This is a genomic window from Kangiella geojedonensis, from assembly GCF_000981765.1.
In the GTDB taxonomy this organism is placed as follows: Bacteria; Pseudomonadota; Gammaproteobacteria; order Enterobacterales; family Kangiellaceae; genus Kangiella; species Kangiella geojedonensis.
Window position 1 is genome coordinate 477,904 of sequence record NZ_CP010975.1, and the last position, 24,485, is coordinate 502,388.

Consider the following 24,485-nt stretch of genomic DNA (forward strand, 5'->3'; position numbering starts at 1 on the left):
ATATACGACAAAATGTCATTGTAGATCAAGGATTTGATGTGTTTTTTTGTTTGTTCTCAGCCAAAGATAATTTCAAATTGTCAATCAATTCAAAGGCTTGGCTTAAATTAAGTCGTGGGTCGACTAAGCTGGTGTAGGCTTTACCCAGTTCTTGGTGCTCAACAGCGTAACTACTGCCGACGCACTCCATAACGGCCTCGCCAGTCATTTCGAGGTGAACAGCGCCTAAGTGGGAATTGTGTTGCTGGTGAATATCAAAAGCTTGCTGCAATTCTGACTGAATATGTTGGAAGTCACGTGTTTTATATTCATTCGCGCCTACCTGAGTATTGCCATGCATCGGGTCGCAGCTCCACAAAACGTTAATATCAGCAGCTTGAATGGCTTGAATCATTGCTGGTAGTTTTTGCGCGATATGTTGATGGCCAAATCGTTGTATCAAGGTGAGACGGCCTGGCTCGTTTTCAGGGTTAATCCATTGGCATAGTTCGACGAGATCTTTAGGCTCAACAGTTGGACCAACTTTAATTGCTATTGGATTAGCGATACCGCGTAAATATTCTAAATGAGCGCTATCGTTTTGTACTGTCCTCATGCCAACCCATGGGAAGTGAGTTGATAGGTTATACCAGCGACCATTATTGGCTTGGCGAGTCAGTGCTTGCTCGTAATGCAGGTGAAGCGCTTCGTGGCTGGTATAAAACTCCGTTAAGTTTTTGTGGGCAGTTTGCTTACCGTTAAATTGATGGAACAGATTCAGCGCGTCACGAAAGTTACGCAAGCTTTGGTGTAATTGCTTGTGACGGGATAAATCTTTGAGTGAGGAAACTTCTTGTTCGAGATTGAACAGCTCGTCTAACTCGCCCTCCAATAAAGAGCGAATATAGTTCAGGGTCAGCGAGGCATAACTATAGCCTTCAAGCATGCGTGCCGGATCTGGGTTACGAGCGGATTCAGTAAAGTGTACATGATTAACCAAGTCACCGCGGTAGCTGGTGAGCGTGGTGTCACCTTGAGTTTCAGTAAGCGCAGAACGGGGCTTTGCATACTGACCTGCAATACGGCCGATGCGGGTGATTGGTTGTTGCGTTTTTTGGCTTACCAATAAGCTTAAGCTAAGTAAGCTGCGAACTTTCTGTGAAATAGCATCAGCATTACAGTCGGAAAATGATTCTGCGCAGTCGCCACCCTGAACGATAAAGCGTTGTCCGGACTGGGCTTCAGCAATACGAGCTTTTAACGCATCTACCTCTGATGAGGATACCAACGGTGGTAGTTGGCACAGCTTCTCCACCACTTGCTGTAACGCTTGTGGATCACCGTATTTTATCTGTTGACTGACGGGCTTAGTCTTCCAACTATCAGGAGTCCAGCCGTCAGCAGTACGCTGTGCCATGCTAAATCTATTTAATGACTTCAATAAAGCCATTCTATCCCATAAGATAGAGGCGGGCAAAAAAGTTCGCTGTGAACAGCTCAGCATGAGCAAGGGTGGACGGAGCCGAGATGAACAACCATGAGAACAACTAAAACGATTTAATCGTTTAGATGAGAGAAAAAAATTAAGAAAAGTTGAGATGACGCTAATCAAGACAAAACGCAGCGAAACAGCGGAGCTTATTGGTTGATAAGTGAGCAGGTTGAGCGGTGTTTTAACGAAGAGTAGCGGAAATATCAACTTTTCAGGAACTTAATTATGGCGAAAGTAAAAACAACCTATGTCTGCCAAGAATGTGGCTCTGAAACACCACAATGGGCAGGTCAATGTGGCCAATGTAAAGCTTGGAACTCGATGGTCGAGCAGGCTAACGTTAAGCAATCTAAGGGTGAGAAAAGTTCTCGCTTTACGGGTTACGCTGGCGAGCAAAGTAAAGTGGTGCAAATGGACAAGGTGGATTTGTCGGAAGTGCCACGTATGGGGTCGGGCATGTCCGAGCTGGATCGTGTGCTAGGCGGTGGTTTAGTGCCGGGGTCTGTGGTGTTGATGGGCGGAGATCCTGGAATTGGTAAGTCAACCATCCTGCTACAAAGTTTATGTGGGATAAGTAAAGATATGCCTGTGCTGTACGTGACAGGGGAGGAGTCAATGCAGCAGGTCACGATGCGAGCGCAGCGTCTAGGGCTTGAAACGGGCGACTTTTCTTTATTAACAGAAACCCAAGTCGAACAAATTACCACGCAAGCATTGATGCAAAAACCGAAAGTGATGGTAGTGGATTCGATCCAGACGATTTACACCGAAATGCTACAATCAGCGCCTGGCGGTGTGGCACAGGTTCGTGAAAGTGCTGCACAATTAGTTCGGTTCGCGAAGCAAACGGGAACCACGCTGTTTGTTGTCGGCCACGTGACAAAAGACGGCGCATTAGCTGGACCACGTGTACTTGAGCATATGGTGGATGCAGTATTGTATTTTGAAGGAGAGCGAGACGGTCGCTTGCGTTTGCTTCGAGCAGTGAAAAACCGCTTTGGTGCAGTCAATGAGTTAGGGGTTTTTGCCATGACTGACGAGGGTTTGAAGCAAGTCAAAAACCCCTCTGCAATTTTTCTATCAAAATATACTGACCCCGTTGCGGGTAGCGCGATTGTATCGACGTGGGAAGGAACTCGCCCCATGTTGGTCGAGATTCAGGCGTTAGTGGATACCTCACACGCACCTCAACCAAAACGGGTTGCGGTTGGTTTGGATCACCAAAGAATAGCTATGTTGTTAGCGGTGCTCAACCGCCATGGTGGTGTCGCGACCTTTGATCAAGACGTTTTCGCCAACGTGGTCGGTGGGGTTCGAGTGATGGAAACCAGCTCAGATTTGGCATTAATCGCGGCGATTATTTCGAGCTTACGGAATCGTCCACTGGAAGAGCATCTAGTGATTTTCGGTGAAGTGGGCTTGGCGGGAGAAGTGCGTCCTGTGCCAAATGGCCAAGAGCGTTTAAAGGAAGCTGAGAAACATGGTTTTAAGAAAGCCATTGTGCCGAAAGGCAACCTTCCATCAAAACCGATCAACGGTTTGGAGATACATGGCGTCAGCCGCTTACAGGAAATGATTAACTTACTGTGATAAGTTGTAAAAAGTGAAAAGCAGGTGTTTACATAAGCTAACCGGCAGGATGATTTAAAGTCACAATGACTGATACATTGAGCAAAAACTGGAATAATCGATTGAAGTCGCTCAGTAAAGTGCTGAAGGCTAAGTACTGGTTTCCGCATTGGATTATGGCGGCGTTGTTTGTTTTGGGAGGTATCTGGCTATTTCAGACGGATTTAGGCGACCATTGGATACCCTATCTGAAACAACTTTTCACGGGCCAAGTCGAGTTGTCCGCTAAAAATGTTCCTCCTTTAGTCGTCGGCGGTGGAATGATTTTAATGTCATTCGGATTATTACTGCATTCCAGAGTTGCTTGGTCAATGTCGCTGTTTTTGGCGAGCTTAGCTTTGGTCAGTATCATTTGGTCTGATCGCAGTATCTGGCAGCTGATTTATTTTGTCTTTCTTATTGTGTCCTTGTCGTTATTTCGACAGTCGTTTTATAAGTCCAGCGTCGCTGCAAACTCTATTTTTGCTTTAACCTCAATGGTGATGTTGCTGCTGTATTCCGTGATCGGAAGTTTTTATCTCGGTAAAGAATTTGACCCTCATATCGATGATTGGGTAACAGCTTTTTATTATTCTATCGTCACCATGACGACGGTGGGCTATGGCGATATTAACCCTATTTCTGTAGAGGCTAAGTTGTTTACCATATCGGTTATTATTTTAGGTGTGGCTGTTTTCGCAACATCGTTAACCGCGGTGATCGCACCTATGGTACGAACAAGCCTAGCGAAAATGATGGTTCATAAAGGAAATTCTATGAAAAGAGACAATCATTACATTGTTATTGGTAACAGCTCATTAGCAATTAATACATGCAAAGAGCTCAAAAACCGTGGCAATCATGTCACAAGAGTTGTCCAGCCTCATGTTGATAAAGATAGTGTTTCTGGTGATGATGTGGTGTTTGGAGAGCCTAGTGAAATCGATATCTTAGAAGAGTGCGGCTTGAAAAGTGCAAAAGGTGTTATCTCGCTATTAGATGATGACTCTGAAAATGCCTTCGTCATCTTAGCCGTTAGAGAAGTGACCCATGATGTTAAAACGGTTACCGCTGTGAATGATGCGCATAATCTTAAGCGTGTGAAGTTGGTTCAACCTGATATCATTATAGCGCCTCAGATCCTAGGTGGTGAGTTAGTAGCAATGCATCTAGAGGGTGAAGAGGTATCTTCTGACTTTTTGATGGAACGATTATTCCAACATTAATCCTGAGGAACTTTGCATGATAGAAATAGACTGGGCGGTGGTTCTTAATCATTTAATCACGATGATGGTTGCTTATGTATTAGCATTTCCAATCGCGTGGAATCGTGAAAGTGAAACGAAGAGTGCAGGTATTCGTACCTTTCCGTTGGTGAGTATTGCTTCGTGTGGGTTTGTATTGATTGCGATGGATATATTTAGCGAGCCTAGTGCCCAAGCAAGAATATTGGAAGGCGTGGTCACGGGCATTGGCTTTATTGGTGGTGGTGCTATTCTAAAGAATGGTAGCAGTGTTACCGGATTAGCGACAGCTGCTAGCTTATGGGGGACCGCTGCTATTGGTATTGCGGTCGGAACACACCGTTTAGAAATTGCTTTACTACTAAGCATTGTTACTTTTATCACGCTTCAGGTTATGGCTAAGGTGAAAAGCAAAGTTCCTGAAAACGAAGAGCGATGCGATAACGATACTTAAGATATGGTATGAATACTGATAAAAACAGGGTCTTTAAACCCGAAAAACTTTTTGCACCTCGTAATTTTAAGTGCCCACAAATCAAACCGAATCAATACTTAGAAATAGGTACGGGGAAGGGGATGCATGCGATGCAATTCGCTCAAGAAAACCCTGACAAAAATCTAATAGCTATTGAGCGTACTCGAGTTAAGTTTGATGTGTTTGCGGCTAGAACTGCGGAGTTGGAACTGAACAATTTATTACCAGTCCATGCTGACGCTATTCCGTGGGTTGTGCACGGCATTGCGCCGTCGTCGTTAGACGGTATCTTTTTGCTCTACCCAAACCCGGAGCCGAAAAATGCGAGCCAACGATGGCTCAACATGCCTTTCTTTGAGTTTCTATTATCACGCCTAAAGCCGTTGTCTCCATTAGTGTTGGCCACGAATATTCAGGAGTATGCTGATGAGGCTGAAGAGCAAGCAAAACAGCTATGGGGTTTAAACGTTGAGAGAGTTAATGTCCCGCAAGACAGCGCTAGAACCCACTTTGAAGTAAAGTATTTAGCACGGGGCGAAACTTGCCATCAGCTTAATATGGTCAAGCCTAAAGAGTACAGGACTCACTTTGACGACTGGGTGGCTCCCAACAATACGCAGTCCTAGGGTGGACTCGACAGCAATCAGCAATAAAGCGATGATAATTCTTGGTTGAATCGCAATAAAAGCTATTCGCTTTTGTCCTATGGGCAAAGACCGAGTGAGTTACTCAGAATCTTGAGTATTACGTTCCCATAATGCTTGGGATTCTTGATGAATGGTTTCTGGATCGTTGTTGTACAGAGTCAGAATTGAGCGAAGTTGTAGCATACTGTCGATATCAATTTCTTGGCATTCGACGCCATAGTCTTCACCGTTATGATAAACAATCTTTGCCATCATATGGATTGGCGGGGTGAGTTCATCAAAAATGAGTTGAAGCTTGATTGGATTTTCTTTTTTAAGTGAGGAAGCAGTCTGCAGGTGCGCGCCATTAAGGGAAATATCAGCTACTTTAGCAATATACTTCTCTCCGTCTTGCTCAATTAATGCTTTGGCAGTGACGGGCACTCGGGTAAATTGTCTGCGCTCAGTGTTAATAGCACAATTCCTTTGTGACTCAATGGGTAACTTAAGATTATCAAAGGAAGAAGGGGTTGTCGACGGTAAATACTTGATTTTAAAGACCAGCTCACGCGGCTAGCATGAGCCAGTCTTTATTTACAGAAGGGTTACGGCTTAGTGATCTTGCGATATTTAATACGGTGTGGCTGATCGGCTTCGGCGCCTAGGCGACGCTTACGATCGGCTTCGTATTCTTGATAGTTACCTTCGAACCAAACCGTTTCACTATCGCCTTCAAACGCTAGGATGTGCGTCGCGATACGGTCTAAGAACCAACGGTCGTGCGAGATAACCACGGCACAGCCTGGGAAAGCTAACAATGCATCTTCAAGCGCACGTAAAGTTTCTACATCTAAGTCGTTGGTCGGCTCATCCAGTAATAGGACGTTGCCGCCACTTTTGAGTAGCTTCGCCAAGTGAACACGGTTACGTTCACCGCCCGACAAGTTGCCGATAAGCTTTTGCTGGTCTGAACCTTTAAAGTTAAAACGACCCACATAAGCGCGCGATGGTGTTTCGTAGGTTCCGACAGTGATGATGTCCAAACCATCAGAGATTTCTTCCCACACCGTCTTGCTGTCGTCTAGCGAGTCACGATTTTGATCGACGTAAGCTAAATCAACCGTTTCACCTATTAGTAATTCACCTGAGTCAGGCTGCTCTTGCCCCGTCATCATTTTGAACATGGTCGACTTACCCGCGCCGTTAGGACCAATCACACCAACGATACCACCCTGTGGTAGGTTGAAGTTGAGGTCGTTATACAGCAGCTTGTCACCAAACGTCTTAGTTAAGCCTTTAGCAGTGATGACTTGAGTGCCTAGACGTGGACCTGGTGGGATATACAGCTCACGAGTTTCGTTACGTTGCTGGAACTCTTTGCTCGATAACTCTTCGAAGCGCGACATACGAGCTTTTGATTTGGCTTGTCGACCTTTGGAATTCGAGCGTACCCACTCCAACTCTTCTTTCATGGTCTTTTGACGTGAAGCTTCTTGCTTTTCTTCAATTTCTAAACGCTTAGATTTTTGCTCTAACCACGAAGAATAGTTACCTTCCCACGGAATACCTTCACCGCGGTCCAGCTCTAGAATCCAGCCCGCCGCATTATCTAAGAAATAACGGTCGTGGGTAATAGCAACAACCGTACCATTATAATCCACTAAGAAGCGCTCTAACCATGCGACTGACTCTGCGTCCAAGTGGTTGGTCGGCTCGTCCAGAAGTAACATGTCAGGATGTTCCAGCAGTAAACGACAAATGGCGACACGGCGGCGCTCACCACCTGATAAGTGCTCAACTTTTGCATCCCAAACTGGTAGGCGTAATGCATCTGCCGCACGCTCAAGCGTATTCTCAAGATTATGGCCGTCTGCTGCCTGAATAATCGCTTCTAATTCGCCTTGACGTTTGGCTAGTGCATCGAAGTCTGCGTTTTCGTCGGCGTAGGCGGCGTAGACTTGATCCAACTCAGTAAGCGCTTCTTTTACGTGAGTCACTGATTCTTCGACGATTTCACGAACGGTTTTACTTTCGTCGAGCTGGGGTTCCTGTGGCAAATAGCCAATCTTAATGCCAGGCTGTGGACGGGCTTCGCCATCATGATCTTGGTCAATGCCAGCCATGATGCGTAATAAGGTCGATTTACCTGCACCGTTTAGACCCAAAACACCAATTTTGGCACCAGGGAAGAAAGATAGTGAAATATCCTTTAAGATAGTTTTGTTCGGGGGGACAATCTTGCTCACCCGATTCATGGTATAGATATATTGAGCCATTAAGATTTTAACCAATAAACAATGTTGTGGGCATTTTACATGGCCTGTTCAGCTTAGGCTACACCAAGTTATGCATATCGAGGAGAAGTCATGAAACACGGTTATTTACTGGTAATGGGGTTGGTTTTAGCCAGTTTTGCAGGGCAAGGAAGGGCTTGCGTTCATCCTAATGATATTTATTACTGGGCTGATATGCGTGACGCGCAGCATTATCAGTTTGATGAAGCCTTAAACTGCGATGATTTACCGCTAGAAACCCTAGAGACCACGCTAGTGTCGTTGGGCAGAATCGGTGGTGAAGAAACCGTAGGCAAAATCACGCCATACTTGCAGCACGATAACTCTCAGATTCGTTATGCAGCTGCCTTTGCCTTGGAAGTTGCCAAAGTCCCTAGTGCTGGCAGTGCAATTGTTAAAGCCTTAAACACCGAACAAGATCCGGATGTTCAGTATCGCTTGGCCTTATCGCTGGGCAATATGGCATATGTTCCTCCTAGTAAAGCTGACCCAGGCGCACAACAAGTGTTAACGCAGATAATCAACCACGATGATTCTACACAAAAGATCCGTGGCGCGATTCATGGCTTAATGATCTTAGCGACCTTCTACAGAGATCAAATCAAGAGCTTTGACCATGAGGGTGCAGCCCTTGATATTCAGCGAATACTGACGTTTCTTAGAAACCAGGAGACACAACTAGAGACGAGTTACCTGCTAGCTCGTACGTCGCTACTGGATAGTGACAATCTGCCTGAGTTTTTAGAAGCGTTGCCTGACTTAGCGCCTACAGCAAAAGCGAATCTTATTCGTGCCTTAGCTACAACCAAGCAACGTCAAATACTACCGACATTAATACAGCACCTAGATAGTGAACATATTGGCGTGCGAGTTAATGCGATTCGAAGTTTAGCGAACTTCCCTAGTAATCCTGTGGCATCTGCTACCGTATTGCAGGCGCTGGCTTACGACGATGTGATTAGCCAAGTGACGGCGCTAAAAACCATTAAAAAGGATTGGTTACAAAGTTCTGAGTTGCTTGAAAACGTTAAAGCTAAACTACAGCACAGCAATAGTTGGATTCAGTCAGAAGCTATGCAAGCCCTAATTCGTGCTGACAAAGGCTCTGAAAAACTGGCCGAACAATGGCTAGAAAGCAAAGACCCGAACCACCAGCGTGCGTCGATAGCGTATTTTGTACAACAAAAACAAACTGAGCGACTTAAAGCGTTGGCAAAGAGTGAGCAGGCAATTATAGCTAACGGTGCCAAGAAGGCGTTAACCCCAGAGCCTGAAACGGCCAATGAGGCCAGCAAAACCGACGATGCACTACCCCAGCTTCCTGCTATTGTTGAGTTGGAAACCACTAAGGGCATCATTACGATTGAACTGTTTGCTGATACCCCATACACATCGGCTAACTTTATTGAGCTCATCGATAACGGTTTTTATAACGACACTTACTTTCACCGTGTCATTCCAAACTTTGTTGTCCAAGGCGGCAGTAAGGTTGGAGACGGTACCGGAAATGTGGACTATAGTATCCGAGAAGAACTCTCTTACCGTTCACACCTACCGGGCACCGTAGGAATGGCGACCCTAGGTAAAGACACGGGTGGTGCGCAATTCTTTATTAACACAGCCCCAAACATACACCTCGATAGTAATTACACCATTTTCGGTAAAGTTATTGATGGTATGGGCGTTGCCATTAAGCTTGAGCAGAACGATAAAGTGATTAAAGCCAAAACCTTAACCCGTAAATAGACGCCAGTTATAAAAACATCTCCATCACGATGTCGCAGCGATGATAGTCGACTCGCGACTCGTGATTGATGAACTCTTTAAAGCCTAGGCTTTGATAGAGCTTCATGGCCGGTTTCAGCTTTCGGTTTGATTCTAGGAAGAGCCGTTTACAGCCACGATTTTTGGCTTCTTCAATAATCGCTAAAGCTAGTTGTTTACCGACTCCAGTGCCCTGACTGCCTTCTAAAACCCCCATTTTCGATAGTTCGTACTCGTCGTCTGCCCATTTTTTTAGGGCGCAGGCGGCAATAATCTGACCATTTTTGGTATTTTGTGCGAAGAGAATTTGCCCACCCGTATCGATGAGGTATTTCTTAGGATCGTTGAGAACGCGCTGATCTTCTTCTTCAACTTCAAAATACTTCTCTATCCACGCTTGGTTGATAACTTTAAAGTCCTCAGCTAACTCTGGCGTAAAAGGAATGATGTCGATAGTGGGTTTGGTCATAGTTATGGATCTCGAAATATCAAACGGCTATGCTAAGATGCAGTCAGTAAATCATAATTAAAGAGAACAAAGAATGGAACTGTTTACGATAGAAAACCTATTCACGCTGGGTATGTTAATTGTGCTTCAAGCGGTTTTAGGCTTCGATAACTTGCTTTACATCTCCCTAGAGTCAAAACGTGCACCACTAGAGCAGCAGAAAAAAGTTCGTTGGTTCGGTATCGGCTTAGCCGTAATCCTGCGTATCGTTTTATTGTTCTTACTGGTGAAGTTACTGGACTATGTCAAAGACACCCTGTTTACCATTAACTGGGAAGGGGTGGTGACTGGAACCTTTAATCTCGAAAGCATTATTGTCTTATTTGGTGGTGTTTTTATTATGTACACCGCGGTTAAAGAAATTTGGCACATGATGGCGCTGGAAGTTGGCGACGGCAAGGAGCGTAAACCTCAGTCTGCGGGCAAGGTTATCTTCCTTATCGTGCTCATGAACTTGGTCTTCTCATTCGACTCGATCTTAAGCGCCATGGCGTTAACCGATAACTTCTGGATTATGGCCATTGCGATTATCTTAAGTGGTATTGCCATGATTTGGTTGGCGGATACCGTATCAGCGTTCTTGCAAAAGAACCGTATGTTTGAAGTATTAGGCTTATTCATCTTATTGGTAGTGGGCATTATGCTACTCGCTGACGGTGGCCATAAATCTGAGTTACACTTCTTTGGTTACCCGATTGAGCCAATGAACAAAGCGACCTTCTACTTTGTGATTGCTGTGATGGTATTGAGCGACATTGTTCAATCCAAGTACCAAAAGAACCTGATGAAGAAAAAAGAAGCCGCGGCGAAAGCTGAGCAAGAAGCTCAAGAAGATATTCTGTAGTTAGCGGTGGACTAATACAGTTTAATGATTAAAGTCGTAATCGTTATATTATCGGCACTAGTTTGCTTTAGTTGTTCTGAACTAAAGCAAACTCAGAACCTGGATATTGAGGCGATCATTGAGCAACCCTCTGAATACAATGATGCAACGCTTAATATAAAAGGCCAGTTTTTCACACGAGAAGACGGCAGTAGCATTTTATATCAAGGTGACGGCGTCGATTATTTGGATGTTGTGTTTGACTCAAAAGAAGCTGCAAAGCAAATACAGGGTCAAGGCTATAATGACCAATGCGTTATCGCTTCAGGCGTGTTTATGAGGTATGGCAATGACTTTATAGGAGCTGGGAAGCTGGCAGGAGACTATGGTTTATTCAAAGTGTCAGACATCAGACCTTGTTAAGTAAGTATCAATAATAAAAAGCCCGCTTAGTAGCGGGCTTTTTATTGCAATGATTTAAAATCAAAGCATCGGCTTTAGGTATTTACCGGTGTAGCTGCCTTTTTCTTTAGCGACGTCTTCTGGCGTTCCGGTGGCGATAATTTGTCCACCTTTACTACCACCTTCTGGACCTAAATCGACAATCCAGTCGGCTGTTTTAATGACGTCTAGGTTATGTTCGATGACGACCACGGTGTTACCATGATCACGTAGGCGATGCAGAACTTTGAGTAACTGGTTAACGTCGTGGAAATGCAAACCTGTGGTTGGTTCGTCGAGGATGTACAGGGTTTGGCCTGTGTCGCGTTTTGATAGTTCGCGAGAAAGTTTAACACGCTGTGCTTCACCGCCGGAAAGAGTCGTCGCGGCTTGGCCGAGTTTGATGTACGACAGACCAACATCCATTAGGGTTTGCAGTTTACGCGCAACTGCTGGAATGGCGTCGAAGAACTCACGTGCGTCTTCGACAGTCAGCTCCAAAACTTCATGAATGTTTTTGCCTTTGTATAAGACTTCTAAGGTTTCACGGTTGTAGCGTTTGCCTTTACACACATCACAAGCAACATACACATCGGGCAAGAAGTGCATCTCGACTTTAATCACGCCATCGCCTTGGCAGGCTTCGCAGCGTCCACCTTTGACGTTAAAACTGAAACGGCCAGGTTTATAACCACGAGCGCGTGACTCTTGGGTGCCTGAGAAGAGTTCACGAATCGGTGTAAAGATACCCGTGTAAGTCGCAGGGTTAGAGCGTGGCGTACGACCAATTGGACTTTGGTCAATATCGACGACTTTATCGATATGGTCTAGGCCATCAATCGAGTCGTATGCTTTCGGCTGTAGACTCGATTTATTGATTTTTCGGGCGACGATAGGGTAGAGCGTGTCGTTGATCAGGGTTGATTTACCCGAACCTGACACCCCGGTAATACAAGTTAATAAGCCTACCGGTAAGTCAAGGCTGACTTGGTTTAAGTTGTTGCCGGTCGCGCCTTTGAGCGAGATAAATTTCTTACTATCTGCTTTTGTCCGCTCTTTGGGAACTTCAATTTTTAACTCACCCGTTAAATATTGAGCGGTTAATGAATCTTTTTTCTTTAGGATATCATCGAGTTGACCCGCTGCCACGACTTCACCGCCGTGAACACCCGCTCCAGGGCCAATATCGACCACATAGTCTGCGGCTCTAATGGCGTCTTCATCGTGCTCAACCACGATCACTGTATTGCCTAAGTCTCGCAGATGAACCAATGTTTTTAGCAGTCGATCATTATCGCGCTGGTGTAAACCAATCGATGGTTCATCCAGAATGTACATCACGCCTACAAGCCCTGCACCAATCTGGCTGGCGAGGCGAATACGTTGGGCTTCACCGCCTGAAAGCGTGTCGGCACTTCGCTCAAGCGTTAAATAGTCGAGGCCAACATTGACCAAGAAACCTAAACGCTCACAGATTTCTTTTAAAACTTTTGAGGCAATTGCCCCACGCTGACCCGGTAAGTCCAGTTTATTAAAGTAGCTATAGCTATCTTCAATTGACCAGCGGGTAATGTCCGGCAAGGAAGTGCCTTCGATAAAGACGTTACGCGAGCTTTCGTTTAAGCGAGTGGCGTTACAGCTCGAGCAACTTTGCGTGGTCATGTACTTCTGCAATTCTTCACGAACCGCGCTCGATTCCGTTTCGTGATAACGACGCTGCATGTTCGGGATAATACCTTCGAAACGGTGCTTGCGTTGATAGTTATCACCGCGATCGTTGCTGTACTCGAAGTTAATTTGGGTCGTGCCGCTGCCGTGTAAAATAACCTTCTGGGTTTTCTTATCGAGACTGCTCCATGGCGCTTCGATGTCGAACTTATAGTGCTTAGCCAAGGACTGTAGCATGTGGAAGTAATACACATTGCGACGATCCCAGCCACGGATCGCTCCGCCCGCTAACGAAATATCTTCGTTGGTGATGATTTTGTCAGGATCAAAGAATTGATCAACGCCCAAGCCATCACAGGTCGGGCAAGCGCCCGCAGGGTTGTTGAAAGAGAAAATACGCGGCTCAAGTTCTTGAATCGAATGACCACAATTTGGGCAAGCGTATTTCGCCGAGAAGACCATTTCATCGGAGTCATCGCCTGAATTATCCATCGCCGCCACGCGAGCGATACCATCCGAAAGCTCAAGTGCGGTTTCGAATGATTCTGCTAAACGCTGTTGCAAATCTGGCTTGACTTTAAAGCGGTCAACGATGACTTCAATAGTGTGCTTTTTGCGCAGTTCCAGTGTTGGCGGGCTGGCTAATTCATGGACTTCGCCATTGATGCGAGCACGCACAAAGCCTTTGGCTTGGAGCTCTTGCATCAGTTGAATATGCTCGCCCTTACGGTTTTGAACCACTGGCGCCAATAACATCAGCTTTTCGCCTGCTTCACGCTCCAGGACCAAATCCACCATCTGGCTGATGGTTTGCGCTTGAAGCGGTAGTTGGTGCTCTGGACAGTGTGGCGTCCCCACACGAGCAAACAATAGTCTCAGGTAATCATAAATTTCTGTGATGGTACCGACGGTTGATCGAGGGTTGTGTGAGGTTGATTTCTGCTCGATCGATATCGCTGGCGATAATCCCTCAATGTGCTCGACATCAGGTTTTTCCATCAAAGACAGAAACTGGCGTGCATAAGCAGAAAGAGACTCAACGTAACGACGCTGACCTTCGGCATACAGGGTATCAAAGGCAAGTGAAGACTTACCTGAGCCAGAAAGACCGGTGATCACTATCAGCTTGTCACGTGGAAGGGTTATATCAATGTTCTTGAGGTTGTGGGTTTTTGCACCGCGGACGTCTATGGTATCCATCAAGCTCCTACTGCTTTACATTCAGTTGTTGTCGCATTTCGTTGTTTATACTGCGTATGATATGAGTATCACAGCTGTTAAACCTATTGTGCGCTGTCGGGCGTGAAATAAATATCAGCACACGCTGATAAGCCCTAATGATAAAAGAAAATAAATTTGGTCTTTACGCCATAAAATGCGAGAATCACAAACCGTTAACTATAGCGTGAAATGAGGCCTTGCGAAAAGCCTTTTAGAGATTATTAACTGAATCCACTATGAAGTCTTCACCTTTAACTCCTGTTGAGCGTCGTTCCGCGATTTCCCTAGCCAGTATCTTTGCCCTGCGTATGTTGGGGTTGTTTATGCTATTACCTGTTATTCGTATTTTAGGGGAAGATTTAGAGGGCGCGACCTTGCCATTGTTGGGGCTTGCGCTAGGTATTTATGGGTTATCGCAAGCGATTCTCCAGTTACCGCTAGGGCTACTGTCTGACAAGATAGGCCGTAAGCCTGTGATCTATGGTGGCTTGTTGGTATTTATTGCTGGTAGTTTGGTGGCGGGCTTCTCGGACACCATCTGGGGGCTAATCGCTGGCCGTGCGCTACAAGGCGCTGGCGCGATAGCGAGCGCTGTGATGGCGTTAGCGGCAGACTTGAGCCGTCCCGAACAACGTTCGAAAGTCATGGCCATGATTGGTGGTAGTATTGGCCTGGCTTTTGCTATTTCCTTGATCTTAGGGCCTATTTTAAGTGAGTGGTTGTCGTTACAGGGCTTGTTCTTTGTCATTGCCGCTTTGGCTTTTGGCGCTTTAGTCGTCGCCATGACGCTAGTGCCTCGTGGCGAACAAGCGAGCAAGGTTCATCTGAATTTAAGTTTCGGCGAGCGCTGGCGACATGTCACGGCGAAAGGGCGTATCTTCGTACTTGCATTGGCCGTTTTCGTGATTCACTGGTCACTAGTTGCCGTGTTCATGATTGTGCCGGAGAAGTTGGAGCAGAGCGGTTACGAGCTGGCGCAGCATTCGTGGATTTACTTAACGGTCTTAGTATTATCGATCGCCTTGATGGTGCCGATGATGCTTGGAGCGGAGCGTAAGAAAATGCATCGCCAGATTATGCAGCTAGCGTTTGCGGTGATTGTCTTAGCCTTAGCGAGCTTATTTACCGGTTTTACACATATCGCCTTTTGGTTAGTGGTGCTGACATTATTTTTTGCAGGCTTTAATTTGCTGGAAGCAAAGCTTCCGTCCACTGTGTCGAACCTTTTTGGCTCGCAATATCGTGGAACCGCTCTTGGCGTCTTTAGCACCAGCCAGTTTTTAGGCGCTTTTCTAGGCGGAAGCGTGACTGGCTATCTGCTCCCTAAACTCGGAGTTGATGGGATTTTGACCATGAATATTGTGTTGGCTGTGATGGCGGGAGTTGCTTTAACCTTTTTGGGTCAGCTACCCGAAATTGAGGAAGTTATCGTCAAGTTGGATACTAATGATGAAAATTCGAGCAAGAATGTCCAATTATTGGCATTAAAAATGCCAGGAGTGCTCGAAGCGATTGCGAATGACGGTGAAGGCAAGGTATATTTACAAGTTGATAAATCTAAAGTCCAGCAAAAGGATTTGTTGTCGTTAGGGACTGTCGAGCGTTAATAAGTGGCAGCCCCCGTAGCCAAAATGAAGGCTAATTGTTAAAGAATTTATAAAGATAGGAGTATTACATGGCCAGTCGTGGCGTAAATAAAGTTATTTTAGTTGGTAATCTTGGTAAAGATCCTGAAATTCGCTATACAGCGGATGGGCGTGCAATCGCAAATATTACGGTTGCAACCTCTGAAACATGGAAAGATAAAAGTTCAGGCCAACAGCAAGAAAAGACGGAATGGCACCGAGTGGTGATTTTTGGCAAATTAGCTGAAATTGCCGGTGAATACCTACGAAAAGGCTCGCAAGTTTACTTCGAAGGTAAACTACAAACGCGTAAATGGCAGGATCAGTCAGGCCAAGACAAGTACACCACTGAAGTTGTGGTTGATATTAATGGCCAGATGCAGATGTTAGGTGGCCGTAGCGGCGGTGGTGGTGATACATCATTCGGTGGTCAGCAACAGCAGAAGCCTCAAAACCAACAGCCACAACCAGCTCCAGCGATGGATGATGATTTTGACGATGATATTCCGTTCTAAAGAAACGTCATTTAATACCATATTCTCACGATAGAATTAATATAAGTAAGATCAGCTTGAGTTAAGGAGACAATAATGAGCTATCAAGATATTCGAGAACAAGATTCAGCGGTCAGCCGTTCTGGTTTAGGTGATCGTGCAAAATTTATCACTAAGACCTACAACCATTTACTTGGCGCAATTTTTGCTTTTGTCGCCATTAGTTTCTATTTCTATCAGTCTGGTATTTCTCAGGCTATCGCGCAGTGGGTATTCTCGTTCGGCGCAGGTTGGATGGTGCTTTTGGGTGGTTTTATCGCAGCCAGCTGGGCAGCGACACACTTAGCGCATACGTCTCAATCTAAAGCCACTCAGTATTCCAGCTTGGTTGGTTTTATTATTGCGGAAGCGATTATTTTTGCTCCAATGTTGTTAATCGCAGCGAATTACGCCAGTAGCGTTATCCAAAGTGCCGCAACAGTGACTTTGGTTGGCTTTGGTATTTTGACGGCTATCGTGTTCTACACACGCAAAGACTTTTCATTCTTACGCGGTATCTTAATGTGGGCGGGCGGTTTAGCGCTATTGGCTATTGGCGCAGCGTTCATTTTCGGCTTTCAACTAGGTACTTGGTTTAGCGTAGGTATGATTGGCTTGGCGGGTGCAGCAATCCTTTATGATACGTCAAACGTTCTACATCATTACCCAGAAGACCGTTATGTTGGTGCAGCGCTTCAGTTGTTTGCCAGTGTCGCGATGATGTTTTGGTATGTACTTCGCTTGTTCATGTCAGGCGATGAATAATTACTGATAGGTTAAAAAAAGCGGCTGTTGAGCCGCTTTTTTATTGCCTCGAATTTACTCAGAGGAACTATCTTTTCCTTCTCGGCTAATTTCCTCTAACTTACTCTCTAAATACTCAGCCATCTGCTCTTCTCGAGCTTTAAGCTTTTCATAACTGTGTTTGAGTTCTTCTTCAATCTCAGCGTTATCGGCGTTCTTAATGGCTTCTTTAGCTTGCTCCATTCGCTCAATGAGTTCTTGATGTTGCTTCTTCATTTCATCAAGCTTGCCTGCCTTGTCTGCTTTATCAAAGATCACGTCTTCTGGCTTATCAGCGTGTTTTCTGACCTGGTTGTTCCGTTCTTTGGGAATAAACGTTTGCTCATTAACTTGTCGTTGGTTCATAAAGGTTGGTGAGACAATTTCGATGCCTGCTTTGTGGAGGGCATCGAGTACACATCTATTCAAAGCAGAGCGTGAAGACAGGGTTGTCTTCAAGTCTTTGGCTAAGCCATGAACTTTATATACCACGGAGTAATCACCTAAACTATCGATATAGACGAAGGGCTTATCCAGCTCAGCGTCTTCAGCCGCGTTTAGTAACAAAGGCTCAATGACGGTATGATCAACGTCATAACCCAGTGATAGTTGGGTAGAAATGATAGTGCCGTCACTGTGCATTACGGTGACAGGGTTTGTTGCTAGAAAAAGATTCGGTAAGGTAATTAAATCGCGGTCAATACTTTGCAACTCAGTGTGCAACAGACCGCGTCCAGAGACCCTTCCAAACATATCTTTAACTTCGATGAAGTCCCCTGTTTTAAAATTTCGGACGGATCTTAGCCAAATTCCCGCCATAATATTGCCTAAAAATGTGGCTGAGCTGAGGGCGATAGAAGCCGAAAGGACAATTCCTATTAAAGAGATGATTTGATTCTTGATACTGTCTTTTATGGGTAATGCGATGACGAAAATGATGATCAACAATAGTATAAAAAGAATATTGGTTATCTGTTTTTGTAGAACAAGATTACTTCTTTTTTTTTCGCTAAGGCTGAAAGCTTTTTGCAGGCCTTGGTATAAGATAAACCCTATCGATAAAACCACTATAGGCCATAAAATACCCGAGAAATTAAAGTCGAACGAATCTAGCATGGTGAAATCCTTGAGTAATAACTCTCTCAATCATAGAGAATTGCAGAAATCATGCAACCAAGAGCATCTTGATGAATAATGATACGGGTTGATTGACTAACATTATCAACAGGTTTTAAAAATTCGTGTAAGCCACTTTAACGATTACAAGAGATGGAAAAAAGGGCGCTTGAAAGCGCCCTTTGGAATCTAAGAACTTAATTAAAGTCTTAGAATACGTACTGGAAACGAACCGCAATTGCGTTGCCGTCTTTATCAACGTTACCTTCAGTCATGTCACCCATAACGTAGTTAACGCCTACACGCACAGCCTTGCTTGCGTAGTAGTTTAAGCCAAGAGTGAAAGCATCAGCTTCGTCAGAACCTGGCTCATAGTGGCTGAAACGACCAAACATTTCCCAAGCTCCGTTCTCGCCTTTAGGCGATACGCGCTTGAACTTACCTTTGCTGTAAGGACGTGATTCGCCAGTTAACACATAACCGAACTGAGCGTAGTAACCTGAGATGTCAGTATCTGCGTTGATGCCACCGTCTACTTCTGCATCGAAGTATTCAGCTTGTGCGTGGAAAGGACCAGCAGCATAAGCAACTTCGAAGTTGTAAGCTGTGATGCTTTCGCCAACAATAGTACCTGAACCAACTTTTTCGTCTGCAGTGTGAATCTCTAGGCGCTGATCAGCGTCTTTGTATTCGTTACCTGCTAAGCGGCTCTGGCGGAACCCGAAACCTAAGTGGAAGACTTCATCTTTAGTCACCATTGGAGCGAAAGTCATACGACCGGTAACGCCTGTAGCAATATTGTTGCCTTCTTCACCGTGGTCATAAACGCCAACCATCCACGTGAACTCATTGCTAAATGAGCCTAACGATGCACCGTAGTTTTTGCCTGGAGCAAGTGCGTTGGTGATCATGGTACGCTCGATTGCTGTAATATCTTTAGAAGACGTTTGCTCTTCTAGGCCGAACGGCTCTTTATGCTTACCAAGAACAAGTTCAAGGTCATCCCAGCCGTTGTACTGGATGTAAGCGTCGCCTAAAGCTGTATCGCCGTCATCTTTGAAGTCGCCCTGAACTTTAGCTTCCCAGTCACCGAACTCACCGCTCACGTAGATACGCGCACGACGTAATTCTGAGTCAGAACCTGAGCCAGTGTTACCTGTAAATGCTTCGTCATCGAACCAGTCGATGTCATACATTAAACGACCGCCAACTTTAATGCTTACGTCGTCAGTCTTGAATTTTGCGCCGCCACCAGCTTTAGTTTTTACTTCAGTTTCTGCGAAAGCTGGAGTAGAGATTACAGCTGCTACAGCTACTGCTAATAATTTTAATTTCATTGTCATCTCCAAAAAAGAGGGTTTTATTAAAAGACGAGGTGGATTTTACGGTCATAATGTGACAGTTACATGACAGAAACGCTAAGGGTTTGTGAAATGGTGCTTGCTATAGAAACTTTATATCTATTTTGGACTCATCATGCACTCATAGCACGCCTGTCATAATTCTTGGTGAATATTACCTGACTTTAACAATAGTGTCATATTACTTACTTATAATCTTCGCATGATTTTAGAATTGGTTTGCCATGAGTACCTCAATAAAAGACACCACGCGTAAGCTGCTAGACCAGCAAACGCAAAGTGGTAAGCATAAAAGGCGCAAGATAAATGACCTATTAGCTCGCTATGGTATTGCCGTGGGCGGTATGTCAGTGATTGTTGCGGTTGTTCTTATCTGTTTTTATCTATTATGGGTTGTTTTACCTATCTTTAAGCCGGCTTCGGTGGAACTTGAAAATGATTATTCATGGTCACAGCAGCAATTACTGCACCTTGAAGTCGAGGAATATGGCGAAATCGCTTTTGGCTTGGGTACCGATGGTTCAATGCAGTTTACAGACGTAAGAACCAATCAACAGATTGCAGACTTTGAGCTACCCCAACAGCAGCCTATTACAGCGTTTGCGCAGCTTGACTTGAAAGGCATGATGGCCGTTTCATATCAAGACGGCAGCGTGCAGTTGCTGCAGCAAGACTACGCCATCAGTTACCCTGACAACCAACGACAATTAACCCCAAGTATCCAATATCCATTTGGTGAAGATGCGGTGTCCTTTTCGGATACTGAGGTGACCTTGTTGAATGGTAAAATGTGGGAAGACGGCTTATTACTGGCTGGTGTGACGAATGATAATCAAGTGGTCACTAAAGAGTATTATGTTGAGCAGTCTTTTCTGGGCGAAGGGTTAGAGCTAGATGAGGCCAACTCAGCCACTATCCAATTAAACTTCAAGCCAGACTACCTTCTAGCAACGCAAGGGCCTGATTGGTTATATGCCATAGGCAAACAAGGCCAGATGAGCGCCTATCGGTTTAAGTCCGGAGAGTGGGTATTACAAGAGACAAAACAACTGACTCAAATCGGTACGAATATTACTCAGGCTGACTTTTTATTGGGCCAAGTTTCTTTGATGATCGGTGACTCCAGCGGTGTGGTCAGTCAATGGTTTCAGGTTACTGATAAGGATAACGTTTCGACGTTAACAAAGATCAGAGACTTTAAGTTATCAGATAACCCTATCGCTTTATTTATTCCTGAAGTCAGACGCAAAGGGTTTATTGCAGCCGATAGCGCAGGTGAGGTTGGTATCTTTTACACCACTTCTGAGCGTTTGCTAGAAGCGTTTAGTTTTGGACAGCCAATACAGGCGTTATCAATAAACTCACGGAGTAACAAGTTGTTGGTTGTTGGAAAAGATGGCTTAGCCAATACTTTCCACATTGAAAATGAGCACCCTGAAATCTCTTGGTCATCACTATGGAATCAGGTGTTCTACGAAGGATACAAAGAGCCGACCTTTACTTGGCAATCATCAGCCTCGACTAATGATTATGAATCTAAGTTCTCGCTAGTGCCATTAAGTTTCGGTACTTTGAAAGCTGCTTTCTACGCCATGTTATTCGCGGTTCCTTTAGCCATATTTGGTGCTATTTTCACTGCTTATTTCATGGCGCCTAAGATGCGCTCGATGGTAAAGCCCACCGTTGAAATCATGGAAGCATTACCAACAGTGATCTTGGGTTTCTTAGCGGGGTTATGGTTAGCGCCGATTATTGAGGAAACCTTAGTTGGTTTCCTATTAACTATTATCTTACTGCCTATATTTACCGTGCTGTTTGGCTTGGCGTGGAACAAAGCTCCGGAGGGTATTCGCCATCGAGTGCCTGATGGATGGCAGGCAGCACTATTACTACCTGTGATTGTACTCGGAACGGTGTTTGCTTTCTGGATAGGTGAGCCAGTCGAAGCTTGGTTGTTCAACGGTGATATGCCCCGTTGGTTAGATGCTAATGGTTTTAACTATGACCAACGTAACTCGTTAGTAGTCGGATTGGCGATGGGCTTTGCGGTGATACCAACGATCTTCTCGATTACAGAAGACGCGATTTTCAGCGTACCAAAACACTTAACTAACGGTTCTTTGGCGTTAGGCGCGAGTCAGTGGCAGACATTGACACGTGTGGTTTTGCCAACAGCAAGCCCAGGTATTTTCTCTGCGCTAATGATTGGCCTAGGCCGTGCGGTAGGGGAAACCATGATTGTATTAATGGCTACGGGTAACACGCCAGTAATGGATATGAATATCTTCGAAGGTATGCGTACCTTGTCGGCGAATATTGCGGTGGAGATGCCTGAGTCCGAAGTGGGAAGTTCGCACTATCGCGTATTATTCTTAGCGGCATTTGTATTGTTTTTGTTCACCTTCGCCTTTAACACCATTGCGGAAGTGGTTCGACAACGTTTGCGTAATAAATACGGTTCACTGTAGGAGGAATAAACGATGAGTAAAAAATTCTTTAACAGTGGACAACACTGGGTTTGGTTAAACGCTGGTGCGATCAGTATCTCAATTATCATGGTCGTTGGTTTATTACTACTGATTGCTGTGCGCGGGTTGAGTCATTTCTGGCCGGCAGAAGTAAAAACCTTTGAAGTCGTTCAGGGAAATGAAACCCTGCAAGTTATGGGTGAGATCCATAACATAGAAGATGACATACAAGATGGTTTAGAACGAAAGCAGTACCTCGTGAAGATGGGGAACCGCGATGCTTATGGTCTAGATTTTAAATGGTTGGATGTTAAGAATATTACCGACACTACAGTCAACGAGAACGCTATTGTCGTTGAACGTCGTGAGTGGGGTAATTTGTATGGTTTTCTTACCTCAGTGACCAAAGATGGCACGGTTTATAAGAAAGACACAAAAGTATTACAAGACATTATTGAGCGTGCTTTGGATATTCATGGAGAAATTCGTGACATTGAGAAAGACGACATCGGTAGTATTAACTATGCGATGGAGCAGTTGCGTTTAGACCAACGACTTTTGGAATTAGATGGTGAGTTAACGGACGCAGCTCAAGCTGAAATTGATAAGCGTAAAGCTGAACTTCAAGAAGAGTTCCTAAGCTATCAAGAGCAATTACAAGTACTGTATACCGATATCAAGCGCGATACTGCTGAGTTTAGCTTAATCGGTGGTGAGAAAATCACGTTAACGGCGGGCAATATCGTTCGAGCATTCCAACCGAATCAGATGGGTTTCTGGGCAAAGCTCGGGCATTACTTCTCGAAAATTGGAGAGTTTATCTTTGATGAGCCAAGAGAAGCGAATACTGAGGGTGGTGTTTTTCCTGCAATTTTCGGTACGGTACTGATGGTACTGTTGATGTCGATTGTGGTTACACCATTAGGCGTTGTTGCCGCCGTTTACATGCGTGAGTACGCAAAGCAGGGCCCTTTAACTCGTACTATTCGAATCGCGGTGAATAACTTAGCGGGTGTTCCATCCATTGTTTACGGTGTTTTTGGTCTCGGTTTCTTCGTGTACTTCTTAGGCGGTTCTATTGATGAGCTGTTCTACCCAGAGGTAAGTCCTTCACCGATGTTTGGTACGCCTGGTTTGATTTGGGCTTCGTTGACTTTGGCGTTACTCACCTTGCCAGTTGTGATCGTATCGACTGAAGAAGGTTTGGCACGAATTCCGAAGTCGATTCGTGAAGGTAGCTTGGCGTTAGGCGCAACGAAATTTGAAACTTTGCGCAAAACGGTATTGCCGATGGCAAGTCCTGCGATGATGACGGGTTTGATCTTAGCGGTAGCTCGTGCTGCTGGTGAGGTGGCTCCGTTAATGCTGGTGGGTGTCGTCAAGCTTGCGCCAACCTTACCACTAGACGCAAATGCACCGTTTTTACATTTAGAGCGCAAGTTTATGCACCTTGGCTTCCATATTTATGACGTAGGTTTTCAAAGTCCGAACGTTGAAGCCGCTCGCCCTTTAGTTTATGCGACAGCATTACTCTTAGTACTGATTATTATTCTATTAAATATTGCGGCTATTAAGATCCGTAATAATCTGCGCGAAAAGTATAAATCGCTTGAGCAGTAAAGCATTCCATTGAGGTAATTGAAATGACACAAGTATTGGAAGAAAAGACAATCGAACAGCGTTTAGCAGAAGAGAAAATTTCTATTGAAGTGGATAAGCTCAATCTGTTCTACGGTGATAAACAAGCGCTTTATGATATTGATATGAAAATACCTGAAAAGAAGGTGACAGCCTTCATTGGCCCTTCTGGTTGCGGTAAATCAACGTTATTACGCTGTTTTAATCGTATGAATGACTTAGTCGATATCGCTCGGACTCAAGGTGATATCAATATACATGGCGAGAACATTAACAAGCAGGGTATTGATGTTGCCGAGTTGCGACGTAACGTTGGAATGGTATTCCAAAAACCAAACCCTTTCCCCAAGTCGATTTATGAAAATATTGCGTATGGACTGCGTTTACAAGGGATTAATAAACGCCGAGTGCTTGATGAAGTGGTCGAGTGGGCGCTAAAAGGCGCCGCGCTTTGGGACGAAGTTAAAGATCGTTTGCATGAGAATGCACTGGGTATGTCGGGTGGTCAGCAACAACGTTTATGTATCGCTCGCGCTATCGCTGTTCAGCCAGAAGTATTGTTATTGGATGAACCTGCGTCAGCACTGGATCCCATTTCAACATTAAAAATTGAAGAGTTGATTCACGAGCTTAAAAACGATTACACCATTGTTATCGTTACGCATAACATGCAGCAGGCTGCTCGCGTATCCGATTACACTGCGTTCATGTACATGGGTGACATGGTCGAGTTTGATCAAACGGATACGATCTTTACTAACCCGTCGCAGAAGAAAACCGAAGACTATATTACTGGTCGCTACGGTTAAACTATTTAA

General features: G+C 44.9%; 20 protein-coding genes. 13 read left to right on the top strand and 7 right to left on the bottom strand.

The genetic code is table 11. From position 1 onward, the window contains the following. Positions 1-25 precede the first annotated feature (25 nt). A complete protein-coding gene (locus TQ33_RS02260; RefSeq protein WP_046560631.1) occupies positions 26-1,396 on the bottom strand; it encodes a 3-deoxy-7-phosphoheptulonate synthase in 1,371 nt (456 codons plus the stop codon). Between the two features lie 300 nt (positions 1,397-1,696). On the opposite strand from TQ33_RS02260, the gene radA reads away from it, so the two are divergent. The 4 genes from radA to trmB all read left to right on the top strand — a co-directional run bounded on the left by radA (position 1,697) and on the right by trmB (position 5,424). Further along, entirely contained in the window at positions 1,697-3,061 is a 1,365-nt protein-coding gene (gene radA, locus TQ33_RS02265; RefSeq protein ID WP_046560632.1) for a DNA repair protein RadA, read from the top strand. A gap of 65 nt (positions 3,062-3,126) precedes the next feature. Beyond that, positions 3,127-4,305 carry an ion channel gene (locus tag TQ33_RS02270; RefSeq protein WP_046560633.1) on the top strand — a complete coding sequence of 393 codons (1,179 nt, stop codon included), beginning with the start codon at positions 3,127-3,129 and terminating at the stop codon, positions 4,303-4,305. A 16-nt stretch (positions 4,306-4,321) separates the two neighbouring features. After that, positions 4,322-4,777: an MgtC/SapB family protein gene (locus TQ33_RS02275; RefSeq protein ID WP_046560634.1), complete on the top strand. Its 456-nt coding sequence runs from the start codon at positions 4,322-4,324 to the stop codon at positions 4,775-4,777. Between the two features lie 8 nt (positions 4,778-4,785). Beyond that, positions 4,786-5,424 carry a tRNA (guanine(46)-N(7))-methyltransferase TrmB gene (gene trmB / locus TQ33_RS02280; RefSeq protein ID WP_046560635.1) on the top strand — a complete coding sequence of 213 codons (639 nt, stop codon included), beginning with the start codon at positions 4,786-4,788 and terminating at the stop codon, positions 5,422-5,424. Positions 5,425-5,523: 99 nt separating this feature from the next. Here trmB and TQ33_RS02285 read toward each other — a convergent pair whose 3' ends face one another. Both TQ33_RS02285 and ettA read right to left on the bottom strand, forming a co-directional pair. Beyond that, entirely contained in the window at positions 5,524-5,988 is a 465-nt protein-coding gene (locus TQ33_RS02285; RefSeq protein WP_084616897.1) for a PilZ domain-containing protein, read from the bottom strand. A 41-nt stretch (positions 5,989-6,029) separates the two neighbouring features. Continuing rightward, the gene (ettA, locus tag TQ33_RS02290; RefSeq protein ID WP_046560637.1) at positions 6,030-7,700 is read right to left on the bottom strand and encodes an energy-dependent translational throttle protein EttA; all 1,671 of its coding nucleotides are present in this window, start codon (positions 7,698-7,700) and stop codon (positions 6,030-6,032) included. A gap of 90 nt (positions 7,701-7,790) precedes the next feature. On the opposite strand from ettA, the gene TQ33_RS11740 reads away from it, so the two are divergent. Beyond that, on the top strand, positions 7,791-9,464 hold the full coding sequence (locus TQ33_RS11740) for a peptidylprolyl isomerase (protein WP_084616898.1): 1,674 nt from the start codon (positions 7,791-7,793) through the stop codon (positions 9,462-9,464). Positions 9,465-9,471: 7 nt separating this feature from the next. Here TQ33_RS11740 and TQ33_RS02300 read toward each other — a convergent pair whose 3' ends face one another. Then, positions 9,472-9,951, bottom strand: a complete 480-nt coding sequence (locus tag TQ33_RS02300; protein ID WP_046560638.1) for a GNAT family N-acetyltransferase — start codon at positions 9,949-9,951, stop codon at positions 9,472-9,474. A gap of 73 nt (positions 9,952-10,024) precedes the next feature. On the opposite strand from TQ33_RS02300, the gene TQ33_RS02305 reads away from it, so the two are divergent. Together TQ33_RS02305 and TQ33_RS02310 are read left to right on the top strand one after the other, a co-directional pair. Beyond that, positions 10,025-10,834, top strand: a complete 810-nt coding sequence (locus TQ33_RS02305) for a TerC family protein (protein WP_046560639.1) — start codon at positions 10,025-10,027, stop codon at positions 10,832-10,834. Positions 10,835-10,858: 24 nt separating this feature from the next. Beyond that, positions 10,859-11,236, top strand: coding sequence for a hypothetical protein (locus TQ33_RS02310; protein WP_046560640.1), 378 nt, complete (start codon positions 10,859-10,861; stop codon positions 11,234-11,236). Positions 11,237-11,296: 60 nt separating this feature from the next. On the opposite strand, the gene uvrA is transcribed toward TQ33_RS02310, so the two are convergent. Then, entirely contained in the window at positions 11,297-14,122 is a 2,826-nt protein-coding gene (uvrA, locus tag TQ33_RS02315) for an excinuclease ABC subunit UvrA (RefSeq protein WP_046560641.1), read from the bottom strand. A 257-nt stretch (positions 14,123-14,379) separates the two neighbouring features. Between uvrA and TQ33_RS02320 the strand changes: the two genes are divergently transcribed. From TQ33_RS02320 to TQ33_RS02330, 3 genes are all read left to right on the top strand, one after another. Next, on the top strand, positions 14,380-15,750 hold the full coding sequence (locus TQ33_RS02320; RefSeq protein ID WP_046560642.1) for an MFS transporter: 1,371 nt from the start codon (positions 14,380-14,382) through the stop codon (positions 15,748-15,750). Positions 15,751-15,818: 68 nt separating this feature from the next. Further along, entirely contained in the window at positions 15,819-16,283 is a 465-nt protein-coding gene (gene ssb, locus TQ33_RS02325) for a single-stranded DNA-binding protein (RefSeq protein WP_046560643.1), read from the top strand. 75 nt (positions 16,284-16,358) lie between these two features. Next, complete coding sequence (locus tag TQ33_RS02330) at positions 16,359-17,066, top strand: Bax inhibitor-1/YccA family protein (RefSeq protein WP_046560644.1); 708 nt, start codon at positions 16,359-16,361, stop codon at positions 17,064-17,066. 54 nt (positions 17,067-17,120) lie between these two features. Here TQ33_RS02330 and TQ33_RS02335 read toward each other — a convergent pair whose 3' ends face one another. Both TQ33_RS02335 and TQ33_RS02340 read right to left on the bottom strand, forming a co-directional pair. After that, a complete protein-coding gene (locus TQ33_RS02335; RefSeq protein ID WP_046560645.1) occupies positions 17,121-18,200 on the bottom strand; it encodes a mechanosensitive ion channel family protein in 1,080 nt (359 codons plus the stop codon). Between the two features lie 209 nt (positions 18,201-18,409). Further along, positions 18,410-19,537 (bottom strand): OprO/OprP family phosphate-selective porin, encoded by a 1,128-nt coding sequence (locus TQ33_RS02340; RefSeq protein WP_046560646.1) that lies wholly within the window; start codon positions 19,535-19,537, stop codon positions 18,410-18,412. Positions 19,538-19,785: 248 nt separating this feature from the next. Here TQ33_RS02340 and TQ33_RS02345 point away from each other — a divergent pair, with 248 nt between their 5' ends. The 3 genes from TQ33_RS02345 to pstB are packed head-to-tail and all read left to right on the top strand — an operon-like array spanning position 19,786 to position 24,476. Then, positions 19,786-22,029, top strand: coding sequence for an ABC transporter permease subunit (locus TQ33_RS02345; protein ID WP_046560647.1), 2,244 nt, complete (start codon positions 19,786-19,788; stop codon positions 22,027-22,029). 12 nt (positions 22,030-22,041) lie between these two features. After that, positions 22,042-23,649, top strand: a complete 1,608-nt coding sequence (gene pstA, locus TQ33_RS02350) for a phosphate ABC transporter permease PstA (RefSeq protein ID WP_046560648.1) — start codon at positions 22,042-22,044, stop codon at positions 23,647-23,649. 23 nt (positions 23,650-23,672) lie between these two features. After that, positions 23,673-24,476, top strand: coding sequence for a phosphate ABC transporter ATP-binding protein PstB (gene pstB / locus TQ33_RS02355; protein WP_046560649.1), 804 nt, complete (start codon positions 23,673-23,675; stop codon positions 24,474-24,476). Positions 24,477-24,485 lie beyond the last annotated feature (9 nt).